Origin of the sequence: Yersinia sp. 2545 StPb PI, from assembly GCF_052217125.1 — a bacterium.
In the GTDB taxonomy this organism is placed as follows: Bacteria; Pseudomonadota; Gammaproteobacteria; order Enterobacterales; family Enterobacteriaceae; genus Yersinia; species Yersinia enterocolitica_E.
In genome coordinates this window covers 712,590-725,401 of the sequence record NZ_JAZGPY010000001.1, presented here as the reverse complement: position 1 = coordinate 725,401, position 12,812 = coordinate 712,590, and the positions used below count along the sequence as shown (strand labels likewise).

The window sequence follows — 12,812 nt, the reverse complement described above, 5'->3', positions numbered from 1 at the left end:
TAAAAACGATTTACATTAAGATGAAATAGACTGCAAAAATGATAATAACGAGATTTTTTATCTAAAAGGAAGTAATTATTATAAATTTAATCAACTTACCTTTATTGGTATCTGTGCAAAAAAAGAAGACAGTGATTACCCTTCTTGCAGAACGATCAGGATTAACTCGGGAGAAGCACGATGAAAAAAAGGTTACCTTACCGTGGTTTACCTGACGATATTAGCTGCCGTCGCCATTTTCTGGGTCTATCAACTATTGCCTAAAGTTGTTTTACAGTGCGATTCTGAGCTATACCTGAAAAAACATTAATACCTATGATTCTGTTTCATTACTGGCAGATATGAGTATCTTTTTATCCCGCAATGGTGAGGGTTTTATAAAATTCACCGGAACGGCGCAGGATAAAACATCATCATATATATTAAATCGCGCTCTGCCATTCAACTACACCACCTTGGATAATAACGGTGTTTATACAGTCAACTTCACCACTCAAATTATAAGAGCTATTGATGATGTTCCAGATAATGTCTGGTCGAAATTCATTCAGACAACACGTGATGATGTACAGTATCTTGTCAGTGTAAAGAATATAGATAAAAACCTCTATGTCATTAATGGGTTATCATCTCCTGTGTTAATTTGTGCAACCCCCTGAATGACATCCCCTATCGCCAAAAGAAAGCCCCTTTATTTCTATGATTAATGAAGCAACTCGAGAGGTTGTGAGGTATTTGTCATTTTACCCATCACAAAAGCCAGATTGGCAGCGGCGACCAGCGAAGCGGCGTGGGCATCGGTACTCATCTGTTGTGCATTCAACAAGCCATTGGCCGCTTCGTTAGCGACCGTGATGGTACCTACACCATTAAGATAAGATTCCAGTGCAGCGTCATAGGTGATAAATGACGTTTTCACCAGATTGAGTGCCGCCTGATTAGACTCAAGTGCCGAGTGCAAAGTATCCGCCGCCACCACGATTTCACGCACCGCCAACTCCTGAGTTTTCTTAAATCCTTCCGCTGCAACTGCCGCACGAGACTCCGCCTCTTTGACCCGCGCCGCCCGTATCCCGCCATCGTAAAGAGGAACACTGACCCCCACCAAAATGCTAGAGGATGAAGTCTGCTGGCTAATCCCAGGTAGACCCTGAATATCAAAGCGCCCATCACCGCCTGCGACTGCTCCGGCAAGATAGACTTTTGGCAAAAAGTCGGCCTCAGTGGCTTTGATACCTGCCTTGGCAGCTTCAACCGCCGCATAGCTAGCTAACACATCAGGCCGCTGGGAAAGGGCCAGACGAATCATATTTTCGGTCGGCGTGCTGGCAACATCTGGCAAAGCGCGGTCTTCGGCATAAGCGATGTTGATATCTAATGAGGGAGAAACCCCCATCGCCCCCAGTAATGCCTGATAAGCATCACGTTCCGTACCTTTTGTCATTACGCGGCGCAGTTCAGACTGTGCCACCTGTTGGCGCGCCAACGCCACTTCGACGGTGGTGGCAATACCATTTTTTTGACGTTGTTCGGCAGCATCTTGAATCTTTAAGCTATTTTTCAGCGTTTGCTCTGCTATCTGCCTCTGGGTCTGCGCGGCACCATATTGGAAATAAGTCCGTGTGACATCGTAGATTAGCTTCTGATGCATCCCATTAAAGCTAACATTGGCGGCATAAGAGGTTTGTTTAGCTGCGTCAAGTAATGCACTACGCTGCCCGAAATCAAAGATAAGCCACTGTAATGCCAGCGCCGGAACAACTGCGCTCCCGGAGGTATTGACATCCTTATGGCTGCCAATCGCGTAAGGTAACGGTGTGCTGGTACTCTGGTAGCCACCAATAACACTGGCTGAAATGATCGGTAAAAATACCGCCTCCCCCATGCCGACAGCCAATGCAGCCTGTCGCGCTTGCTGCCAGGCAATGCGGGTATCTGGATTCTGATTCTGGGCAATATCAATCAGCTCAGGTAATGAGTAAAGATGTCCGCTCTTTATTGCCGGTGGCTGAGGAAGTTCTGCCACCAGCGGATTAGCTGGCACAGAGAAATTACCCGCGCCCGCAGCACTGCCCGTATTGGCATCCGTGACCCAAGGTTCGGAATAGGAGGCTGGCGCGAGGTCAAGTCGCTCAGTGGCACACCCCGTAATCAATATGCATAAGCCAGCCGCCGTGCAAATAAGGCCCATTTTGGCTATCCTGGCCATTAGTACCGCGTGAGTCGTCATGTCATCAAGTTCCCAGAAGTTCCCCGAGTCTTTTTATACGTTGCCCAATAGTCAGTTCAACTGGCGATAACCCCTGCCATGAAGATTCTCTCTCTGGCACGTGCTCGCCTTGTTGCGCGGTAATGTCACCGACAAGCGAGAGCTGACGCAGTTGTTCCACATCAGACGCCGACTTTTCAGTCGGTAGAAACAGCACTGGGCACAATTTACTCATTTCTGCCAGTATCGCGTACAAGCGTGCGCACTCTTCTCGTGAAGGGCGTAATTGTGCTGGCTCAAAGGGAACCAGTGCCAGTTCTTCTCGCGCTTGGGTAATCTCCGCCTCAATGGTTGTCGCTTCTCTTAGTGCCGCAGGCCGTGCATCAGGCGACAGCGCTGCCAAATTTGTCAGTCCCGTCAACGTGTTACTAATATGTATGCGCACCGCATCTACAATAGCCACCGGCCACAACCGGGTAAAAATCAAATACACCACCAGATTACCCAGTAAGATCCCAAGCACCCTATCGAGTGCCACCCCCAGATCTGTACTTGGCCCGAAGCCTTGCAACACCGTCAGCAGGAATGCCAGCCCGACCTGCACACCGGCATAAGCGATACGCTCGCTGCCACAGGAAACCCAAGCGGCCAATAGAATGCAGCCAAACACCAGCGCCATCAATTGACCAATATCACTCAGGTAGGGAATAATGAAAATGATCGCCAGAACCCCCATTAACGCGCCGATCAAGCACCCGATAATCCGCAGTACCAGTTTATGCACTGTCTCACCGGTGGTACCTAACGCCGCGACATAGCAGGTGATCATGGCAGTATGGATATCCTGCCAATCCAATGCGGTATAGACCAGATAGCAAATTAGGGCGGCGGCGGTCGTCTTTAGCGCAAAACGCTGATGAGCAGGATTGGTCAGTGCATCTGCGGCAAAGAATGAGGATTTCGGGGCAGCCAAATCTTGCCCATTATCCGCATTCGCCAGTGCTAGCAGTGCGTTTCTGATTTCATTGATCTCATCACCCGCATTCTCAATAGCAAAGTGAGGGGTAACAGCAAGATTGCCCGCCGCTATCGCCTGTGCCGCATCGCAACAGTAGCCCGCGAGTTCAATACGCTCATTCTCTGGTGAGCCAGCAGATAAAGCTGACGTTGCCAATAGCAGGCGATAACTGCTTTTTACGGCACTTTCCAACCAGGCTGCTTCAGACGAGGGGCGTAGATGGAAGATACGTACAAAAAGCGCCCGCTGTTGATGCTCATTTTGCCCTTCCTGTAGTAGCTCAGTTAGCTTAGCCATATTGGTGGCATCGGGTTGGCGCAATGTCTCGGCTACGGTGAAAAGTCGCTCGGCTAAACTGGCCCGCAATAACGTCTGGGGTGCCCGGCCAAAGAAAAGGTTAAAGCCAATAATCAGCAACATCGGGGAAACCGCCATTAACCAGGCATACAACAGCCCCCGCGTTGCTACCTCACCCATGGGTATATCACTGAGCAGCGTCATCACAAACGCAATAACCAGCGCAATAATACTCCCCACCGGACCGAGCTTACTGGCTGAGCCAAGATAGAGAAACAAAAACGAACTGACAATCAAGGCTGCCATGCGCAGTGGCGCGGCTTCCAACGTGAAATGAATAAGCAGAAACACCAGACCAACCACCAGCGACACCAGAATGGTGATAGCAATCGCCATCACCATGCTTTCTACGCCATCCGGTTTCATGACGAAAATAATCAGATAGCAACTGATCGCGGATTCCGGGATGCCATACACCATGGCAACCATAGCCATCAATGCACAGAGTGCAGCAACCCGCCAGGCCATCGCCACTCGCCCAGGGAAATAGGCTAAATCCGCTTTTGCCTGACGGATTATGCCACCGAGCGTACCGTCAGCAACCGTCGTCATTGCGCACAACAACCACAGCAGTCGCCCCGATTCGCATCAGGTCCTCCGGCGGTTTTTCCAGACTGATTCTCACTGGGAAACGCTGAACAACACGTACCCAATTTAATGATTTCGGGACATAAGGCAGACCACGTGGAATATTCAGCATATCCTCAGAGCTGACACCCCAACCAATCCCCTCAACTCGCCCCTGAATCGCACGCTGTCTGTCCGCCATGACATACACGGTAGCGCAATCCCCCACGTTGATATGCTTCAATTCCGTTTCACGGAAAAAGGCCGAGGCATGCCAATGTTCAGTATTGATAAGGGTAAAAATGGCCTGATCCGGGACGATAAACTCCCCGGCCGAGACCGTCAGCCCCACCACCCGACCATCATGGGGGGCACGTACTTGTGTATTCGCCAGCTCCCGTTCAGCAATAGCCAGCGCCGCGCGCCGCGCGACTACCAACGCTTCAGCGGCCGCAGTCGTGCTGACTAAAGCCTCCGCAGCAAATGACTGTTTTAATGCCTGTTTCAGGCTGACCTCGGCGTCGTGTTTCGCCGTCGCCGCATCATCGACCTGCTGGGCGGTGACATAACCTTTAGGGAGCAGAGGTTGTAGCCGGGCCAATGTCTGAGTCGCTAACTTGAGATTGGCTTGCGCCCGTACAATTTGTTCATTGGTAATCGCGGCATTGGATTGTTCAGCGACCACCGTCCGTTGCTGGGTATCGCGAGCAGCCTCTGCCATTTGCAATTCAGCTTGCGCCTGTGCGACTTGCAGCCGATAGAGATCCGGCTCGATGGTAAACAGCAGGTCACCCCGCCGAACTTTGCTGTTTTCCACGACATTAATCGAGATAATACGGCCAGGTACCGAACTGGCAACATGCACCACACTGGCCCCTAATTCTGCATCTTCAGATAATGGATTCAGTGTAGTCTGCCGCACGGAAAGCCAGCCTGATATCACTGCCGCGACGATGATAACGCCGGCGACGATGAGCGCCAGTTGCCGCTTACGCCCACTCCCTGATAGTTTATTCATATTCATCATTCATCGTGTAAACAGTAATAGGGAACTGATAAATGCCACAGCAAGCGCCAGGCAGACATACACCAACAGCCGCCATGGCAGCACCTCATCAATACCCATCCGAATAAACAGAATGCGAGCCATCACCGCCACAGCTATTCCGATAAAAGCGCACGCCATCCAGGAAGGAAAGTAAGAGCCCACCAATGAAAATGAAGGCGCCGCTACGCCGGTGCAGCCGCTCAGAGCAATAACCGATAACAGAACTAACGACCCGCGCCATAAGTTCAGGTTGGTACTCGCTAACCCCCTGAAAAAAAACCACTCTGGCTTCCTAAGGGAAGTCATATCATTCATTATTCGGCCTCAGTTAATGTGGCGTTAACAGGCAGAAAAACAGCTATTCGATCATAAAAAGTCACTACAGATCGCTGCCCAACGTATTTTTGAAGATTTGCCCATCTTTCATAATGAGCCTGAATGCTTTCTCTGGCCGAGCAATGAGTTGAATATCACTCAGTGGATCACCATCAACCAGAATCAAGTCAGCCAGTGCGTCATTCTCTACCACACCCAACTTACCGGGATACGGGTTTCTTGGACCGGAGAAGGCACAGAGTTCAGCATTAACGCTGGTGGCCATCTTGAGAATTTCAAGCGGTGAGTACCAGCGAGTCAGCTTGGCCAATTGAGCACCCTGTCGGGTTGCCAGTCGGGCATCGAATAATGTATCGGTGCCCCACGCTGTCTTGATGTTATATTTTTTCGCCAACCTATAGGCCGTATCAGTACCGGCAACCATCTCAAGCTGCTTGGCACGTGATGCCGGACTGGCCATTGGCACCGCATCCTCGTCATCAAGGAAGGGTTGCAAGCTCCACCAAATGCCTTTTTCTGCCATTAACTGGACGGTCTCCTCATCCACCAACTGGCCGTGTTCGATACATTTAACCCCACCTTTAATCGCCATGGTGACCGCCCGTGCCGTATAAGCATGGACGGTGACATAGGTACCCCAATTCTCAGCCGCCGTAACTGCCGCTTGAATCTCTGGTACCGATCCCTCGGTCACACTGATAGAGTCATACATAGAGGCTACACCACCCCCTGCCATGTATTTGAGTTGCGACGCGCCTCGCATCAATTGTTCTCTGGCACGCAGTAACACCTGATCGGCACCATCGGCAATCGCCGTCATACCTACGCGTTCGGCATAACTCAAGGGGTCTGATGGCGTATGCGGTAATTCACCAATCAGACGGAAATCGCCGTGCCCACCAGTTTGAGTGATAAATGCGCCGGAAGGATAGATGCGTGGCCCGACCGTCACCTGCTCATCAATGGCGCGTTTCAAGCCAAAAACCGGCCCGCCCATATCACGCACCGTGGTGAAACCACGCATTATAGTCGCCTGCGCCTCTGCAATTGCCAGCGCCTGGATATAATTAAAATCTGCTGTCATCGCCGTCATCATTGATGGCCGAGCCATAATGGCGTGCCAGTGTGCGTCGATCAACCCTGGCATCAATACACCGCCACCACCGTCTATCCGTTCCACATCCGGTGGCAATGCTTTATCAGCCGGCTCTACCGACTTGATCCTGTTACCTTCCACTAATACTTGCAATCCATCGCGCAAATGGTCTGAAACACCATCAAAAAGGCGAATATTAACAAAGGCCATCACACGCACAGTATTGGCCGCGACATCTCTTCTTTGCTGAGTCGCGCCTGGGATCGCCGCAGCAACGGTTGCCGCTGTTATAGGGGCAGAATGAGCAGCTTTCTGAGCAAACACCGTATTGATACGAACGAACGCCGGACTATGGCAAAGACAACAATCAGAATGAGTGTGGGGAAGCGCTATCAAAGGCATATGAGGCATTGTGTTCTCCTTATATGAACTCTCCCTCCATCAATAACTAGAGGGCCGGTTCTCAATCATAGAACAAATTTATTACGTAACGACTTATTTTAATGGAAAAAATCAACCAGAAATCGTGACAATGCTCTGATCCTGACATGATAAAGCGGATGTTGCCGTGATGAACCGACCTAAGCACGCCCTGCAAGTAGAACGTGCTTTTTACTCATTTCTGCTGTGCCGCCCACCAGGATAATAAGCGTAAACAAGAGGAGTAATAGTCTTCTTCTGGTTGTAATACTGCCGTTAATTGAGCAGCATCACCTAAGGTAAGATCCCGTATCGCCAGCATCCCAGGTGTCAGTGCATATTCCGCGGTAGCCCCCGTAACAACATTGACCCATGCCGGTGTTTTTAAACGCGAAAAACCTTGCCAATAGCCAATAAAAGGCGCCAATGTACTGCCATTATGTCCTCCCCAACTGAGATATAATGGAATACGCACCGCATCAAAACTAAAACGTGCAGGCCAACCATTGGCTGGTGCGAAACTACCATCCGACTGCAATGACACCCAATCAGTCGGCAAATTGACTTTGCCAAGCTTCATCGCTGATAACTGCTGGATAGCATCGTCATTCAAGTCTTTCCATATTTTCAAATGACTGTATTGGTAGAATGCATTCCAGGCTGGAAATATGTAATAAGACGGGTTGATCACAACATAACTGGTATGATTAAAACTTGCAGAGCCTGGCAATAATACATGATAACCGGCAAAGTTAATGACCGTGTGCTTAATAATAGCATTCTGTATCTGATTAGATTGACTCGTATAGTCGCGATTGTGCCATTTATCCCCAGCCAGTAATAATGCCCAAGCAATCAATATATCGCCATCTGTAGCATTATTTTTATCCGCAACTTTTACTTTAGCATTCGGCTCATAACGCCATGAAAATAATCCGGTATCTGCATTGTATAATGTCTTTTGAGTCCAACCCAATAATGAATCAAAGGTAGGCCGGTCATCATTGAATACGGCAAGTAGCATACCAAAACCTTGCCCTTCGGTATGGCTGATATCATGGTTACCCGTATCAACAATTCGGCCATCGGGCTTAAGAAACCGGCTTTTAAATTGTTCCCAGCCGGGCTGATAAGCCTGTACCCCGGTGGAAAACAGTAGGCCAAATAGCACACCGGCGGTAACAACAACACGCATGACCTTCATAATTAGCATAATATGCCTCAAATGCCGTTTTTATAACGGAACACTAATGGACCTTCGGTTTTATTATCCAGCCAACGGACATTCACTTCTGACTGCCCTCCCTGCTGCCTGAGCCACTCCTTATAAATACCTTCCAAAAATGTTGCAAATGCAGTTTTCCACTGCGACTGTTCAGTCAGATTGTCCGTGTCCGGCCATGCACAGTGACTTAACTGCATTTCCTGTTCATTCGCGGCAATGCGCAAAAATCCCCAATGATATCTGGACCATAGATGATTAATTTGATCTTCAAACTCACCCACGGTCTGACTTATCGGTAAGGGGTTATGCTGTGCCAGTTGAGTCCCCATGTTGCGGATAAAAGCCCTGCCATCCGCACTGTCAGCATTAGCCTGAATACCTGAAAAAAGCACTTGCACCACATTTTGCCATCCCGGCTGATGCTGCTGCTGACGGTAATAATCCTGTTGTTCCGAAAGATAGTTATTCTCTTGCATGATTATTTCCCATCCAACAAATATCTGAAGTAGACCAAGGCGGTAGTTTCGGAGTAGTCGCCAAAAGTATCATAGCCAACCTGTCCGCCGATCTGCATATTCTTCTGTAAGTTGTAACTGCCATCAGCCTTGAAGTTATATCCGATGCCATTTTTACTTTGCGCAGCATAACGGGATTCAGTGCTATAACCATCGCGCACCAATTGCTCCAGTTGAGCCTGCAACTCTGGATTATTCGGGAAATATTTACTCTCATCCTGCGAATAGGATTGATAGCCTACCGCCCCACCCAATTTATAATTCCAGTTACCATAACGTTGGCTATACTCAACTGGGAAAGAGACACTGACATAATCTTGCGGGCTGAAATAGCCCCCTTGACCGTAACTGAAATAACTGAGATTTTTAGAGAAATTCATATAACTGATATTGATGCCCGTTTTTAATTCACGGTCATCATAGCGGTAAGGACGAATATACGCGCCGACTGAAGAGTTAATTGAACCATTACTCGGAACATTATCACCGATATAATTGTAATAATTTAATCCTGCATAAAGGCCGGCATCGCCATCGTCATAGCTCAGGTTTAAGCCACCCCCATTCTTAGTGACTGCCCCCCATCGCGATCCGCTGATCTTATCGGTTGCACCCACGTATGAAAGCAAGCTATCCGTCACTGGCCGACGTTCTACTGTCATCGCCAGTTTAGCGAATTCGCCAAGCTTAGGTGCCCATTGCACGCCGCCAATAAGGGCACTCATATCTTGCCCTAACGGCGTGGTACCAATGTCGGCTTTATAATCTTCCCCCGCCAAGGCCAGTGCCAGCTCTACCCCTGACTCACTTTGTGAGCCTGGGGAGTCGGCGGTGAAATCATTTGGACTAAAGGTTTGGGCTGTGACCAGATTATTAGCCGCCAGTTGTTTAGCACTGTTGGCATCATTTTCCACTACCCTGGCATCAACACAACCTTGCGTTCCAGCACCTGCGCCATTACACGCACTTTCTCTATCCGCCTGAGCCTGCAATTGAGCAGTTGTCGCCGCCGCTAATACCGCCGCTGAGTTAGTTGCGGCAAGTGCTGATGTCTCTGTCGCATTTTTAACTTCCAAACCCTGCTGCAATGCCCCGGTACCAAAACGATTACTGCCCGTACCTGAGGTTGAACCTGCATTGAGGGATACCGGCGTGACGGTAAAACTCAGGCGGGAGGTATCAAAAGGCACACCGGAAAAGGTGAGCGGGGCTTTGGCTTCAGTCAATTGACTCAGGCCCGATTCACCATCGCGACTGCGAATACTGATATTGGCCTGCGCCCAACTGGCAGTTTTATCCTGTAAAGTATCCAGCATCTGATCAACTTGCTTCAGGGTGCCGTTTTGCGCAACGTTAGCGGTAGGTGCCAGATTATTGACGCCCCCCATGGCAGCGCCTTCTGTGCCCGCATTTTGCCACGGCAACACCGCGCCATAGCTTGAATTAGTCCGCGGCTGCGTGCGGGTGGTCTGGTTAATAAACGGATTGTCGCTAAGTTGTAAACCAGCAATATTCGCGCCACCAACACTGTCTGCCCCTTCCAGCCCAATCATTTTACCTTTGGCGGAACGTAACAAAGCCAAAGCCTGCTCATGATCTCCTTCAGCTTCCGCGACCCGGGCAGCAAGCAATAAGCGCTCAGGGGTTCTTGGCCCGCGCATGCCCAACATCAATTGTCTGGCGCTCTGGACATCACCATTAGCCAGTGCCACGTTTACCGCCCCTACCCGCGCCCCTTCATTAGTAGGATCACGTTTTAATAAATAAGCATAAACTTTACCGGCTTCATCATTCATTTTACCGGATTGGTAAAGACGCCCCATCGCCAGCATCAGGTCAATATTTTGCGGATCACTTTGTAGCGCAACAATCAACTTGTCATACGCCGCAGCATACTGGCCTTGCTCACGCAATGCATCGGCCTGATTGATAGTGGTCCCTAGTCGTAATCGACTGATCTCTATCGGCGAACTGCCACTTTGAATCGCGGGATTACTCAATAAGGCTTCCGCTTCTTGCGTCAGGCCAGATTGCGTCAAGACACTGATTTGTGCCGCATAATCGCCCGCCTTGCCATGAATGCCGTTATTGATATTTTTACGCACTAAACTAACCGCCGTGGTGCTGTCACCGGCAGCCATCAAATCTTTAGCCAGATTACCGACATCGGCAGGGGCGGTAGGCGGATTTTGTGCCAGTCCGCGCAATATTGCCGCAGCACTGGCTGAATCACCCTTTGCCAGAGCCGTTTCTGCTGTCGCTATTTTTTGATTGAACTCCACACGGTCAGCGAGCGCACGGACCTCTTTAGTTTGGCGGGCTGGCGGGATCTGATTGAGTAAAGCATTACTGGTTGCCCAATCTTTGTTTTCAGCGGCAAACAAAGCGGCAGCATATAGATTATCCGCCGGTGCGCCGGGAGCCGAAGCTTCAGCCATCAGACTTTGCGCCTGGGCTGTATTTCCTTGTTGTTGCAGAATTCTCGCCATATCCAGACGAACCCAGATATTCGATGGCTGCTTAGTTAGCGCCTGTTGTAACAGATTTAATGCCGCCGTAGGATCATTACGTTGCAGCGCTAATGCAGCCTCACGGCGAATCGGATCAACATTGATCCCAGCGGGCGCGGCGGCGGGTTTGAGATTGTTTGGCACGGTTTGTAGCACTTGCTGTGCCTCGGCATCATTCTTTTGCTGCCGCAATACATAATACAGCCCCAATTTCGCATCATTATTTTGCTGTTGCTGCGCCAGGATATTGCGGTAAGCCTGTTCAGCAGCACTCAAATCACCTTTGCGCCGCAACAAATCAGCTCGGAACAGCGCCACCGCAGTGCCTTTGTCCCCTGTGGCCTGTGCCAATGGGGCGCTCAATGCCAGCGCACCGTCAATATTCCCGCTGGCAAAGGCTTTTTTAGCTTTATCCAACTCGCCGTAGAAATGGGCATCTTGCGCTTGCGCCGCCAGTTGTGCGCTGTTTGCCCCACCTTGTTTGGCCGCCTGAGTCAGGTAATTTTCTGCATTGGCGAAATCACCACTGCGCAAAGCGATAAATCCCAAACCCGCTAATGCATCGCCATCGTTAGGGTTGATCGCCAGCACTGACTCAAACTGGCTTTTCGCATTGGTTAAATCACCGCGATTAAGTTCACTGTAACCCTGGCCTTTTGCTGCTCCACCGATATTCTTTTTATAGTAATCGGCGACAACCTGATCATCGGGATGGCGTTGTTGATAGGCCTGATAAAGCCCTTCATCTGCCGGTTGCGGTGTTATCCACATCAGTGCCTGGCGCAAAGCAGCATCAGCTTCGCGGTTAGTCGCCGCCAGACTATTAAGCATGGCAATACCATCACGGCGGGTTGTCTGTTGGTAGGTCAGCACTTTACCCAGCGCCACGCGGGCTGCAACATCATTTGGGGACTGTGCTACACGTTGCTGTAATTCGGCGATAGCTGTTGGTAACGTCGCCGCATCCCCCGCCATGGTCAAATAATATTCTACCGCTAAATTATCTAACGGTTTATTACCGTTAAATAAATTCTGATAACTCTCAATCGCCTTGGGAATATTGCCCTGGCTGGCAAACTGGCGCGCTGCCGCTAATTGGCTCGGCGAAATGGACTGCATGACTTTGGCATTATCTAACGACTGCAAACGTGGGTCATCCGGGGAGGCCGCATTTAATTTTTTACGCCATTCAAGCGACTCGGCTTTATCCCCTTTTTCAGAGGCATAAAGGGACATTAGATATAAAGCATCAACGTTGGTAGGATCGACCATCAGGATCTTTTGCAGCGCGTTAGTCGCCAGATCATTATGGGCTTTCTCATGCCAGTAGGTGGCCTGATCTAACAATGCCTTTATCGCTGGCGTATTCTCTGCCGCCTGTCCCCAGACAGGGATTGCAGCAAATCCGACCATCCCAGTAAGCAACAGGGCATTAATCAATGGTGACTTTACATGACTTGATTTCATATCAACCCCGCTCCATACAATAGGCCCACATCATCAACAGTTTT

At 49.8% G+C, this 12,812-nt stretch carries 9 protein-coding genes; 1 reads left to right on the top strand and 8 read right to left on the bottom strand.

All coding sequences use genetic code 11. The features are described 5' to 3' along the window. The first annotated feature begins 341 nt into the window (after nucleotides 1–341). Complete coding sequence (locus V1955_RS03090; RefSeq protein ID WP_442820505.1) at nucleotides 342–659, top strand: FidL-like protein; 318 nt, start codon at nucleotides 342–344, stop codon at nucleotides 657–659. 44 nt (nucleotides 660–703) lie between these two features. Here V1955_RS03090 and V1955_RS03085 read toward each other — a convergent pair whose 3' ends face one another. The 8 genes from V1955_RS03085 to V1955_RS03050 all read right to left on the bottom strand — a co-directional run bounded on the left by V1955_RS03085 (nucleotide 704) and on the right by V1955_RS03050 (nucleotide 12,768). Next, nucleotides 704–2,230: a TolC family protein gene (locus V1955_RS03085; protein ID WP_442820504.1), complete on the bottom strand. Its 1,527-nt coding sequence runs from the start codon at nucleotides 2,228–2,230 to the stop codon at nucleotides 704–706. Between the two features lie 4 nt (nucleotides 2,231–2,234). Then, the gene (locus V1955_RS03080; protein ID WP_193784777.1) at nucleotides 2,235–4,136 is read right to left on the bottom strand and encodes an FUSC family protein; all 1,902 of its coding nucleotides are present in this window, start codon (nucleotides 4,134–4,136) and stop codon (nucleotides 2,235–2,237) included. Beyond that, nucleotides 4,120–5,169, bottom strand: coding sequence for a multidrug transporter subunit MdtN (gene mdtN, locus V1955_RS03075; RefSeq protein WP_083164071.1), 1,050 nt, complete (start codon nucleotides 5,167–5,169; stop codon nucleotides 4,120–4,122). The genes V1955_RS03080 and mdtN overlap by 17 nt, the downstream gene beginning before the upstream one ends. 9 nt (nucleotides 5,170–5,178) lie before the next feature. Further along, entirely contained in the window at nucleotides 5,179–5,514 is a 336-nt protein-coding gene (locus tag V1955_RS03070; protein WP_442820503.1) for a YtcA family lipoprotein, read from the bottom strand. 64 nt (nucleotides 5,515–5,578) lie between these two features. Beyond that, nucleotides 5,579–7,042 (bottom strand): metal-dependent hydrolase family protein, encoded by a 1,464-nt coding sequence (locus V1955_RS03065; protein ID WP_083162559.1) that lies wholly within the window; start codon nucleotides 7,040–7,042, stop codon nucleotides 5,579–5,581. A 205-nt stretch (nucleotides 7,043–7,247) separates the two neighbouring features. Beyond that, nucleotides 7,248–8,264: a glycosyl hydrolase family 8 gene (locus tag V1955_RS03060; protein ID WP_083162557.1), complete on the bottom strand. Its 1,017-nt coding sequence runs from the start codon at nucleotides 8,262–8,264 to the stop codon at nucleotides 7,248–7,250. 8 nt (nucleotides 8,265–8,272) lie between these two features. Next, nucleotides 8,273–8,752: a cellulose biosynthesis protein BcsD gene (gene bcsD / locus V1955_RS03055; RefSeq protein WP_083162555.1), complete on the bottom strand. Its 480-nt coding sequence runs from the start codon at nucleotides 8,750–8,752 to the stop codon at nucleotides 8,273–8,275. Nucleotides 8,753–8,754: 2 nt separating this feature from the next. Further along, nucleotides 8,755–12,768: a cellulose biosynthesis protein BcsC gene (locus V1955_RS03050; RefSeq protein WP_420073346.1), complete on the bottom strand. Its 4,014-nt coding sequence runs from the start codon at nucleotides 12,766–12,768 to the stop codon at nucleotides 8,755–8,757. Nucleotides 12,769–12,812 lie beyond the last annotated feature (44 nt).

Coding starts and splice junctions, on each gene's coding strand:
- V1955_RS03065 (WP_083162559.1), bottom strand. CDS start 7,042: ATGCCTCATATGCCTTTGATAGCGCTTCCCCACACTCATTCTGATTGT.
- bcsD (WP_083162555.1), bottom strand. CDS start 8,752: ATGCAAGAGAATAACTATCTTTCGGAACAACAGGATTATTACCGTCAG.
- V1955_RS03085 (WP_442820504.1), bottom strand. CDS start 2,230: ATGACGACTCACGCGGTACTAATGGCCAGGATAGCCAAAATGGGCCTT.
- mdtN (WP_083164071.1), bottom strand. CDS start 5,169: ATGAATAAACTATCAGGGAGTGGGCGTAAGCGGCAACTGGCGCTCATC.
- V1955_RS03050 (WP_420073346.1), bottom strand. CDS start 12,768: ATGAAATCAAGTCATGTAAAGTCACCATTGATTAATGCCCTGTTGCTT.
- V1955_RS03090 (WP_442820505.1), top strand. CDS start 342: ATGAGTATCTTTTTATCCCGCAATGGTGAGGGTTTTATAAAATTCACC.
- V1955_RS03080 (WP_193784777.1), bottom strand. CDS start 4,136: ATGACGACGGTTGCTGACGGTACGCTCGGTGGCATAATCCGTCAGGCA.
- V1955_RS03070 (WP_442820503.1), bottom strand. CDS start 5,514: ATGAATGATATGACTTCCCTTAGGAAGCCAGAGTGGTTTTTTTTCAGG.
- V1955_RS03060 (WP_083162557.1), bottom strand. CDS start 8,264: ATGCTAATTATGAAGGTCATGCGTGTTGTTGTTACCGCCGGTGTGCTA.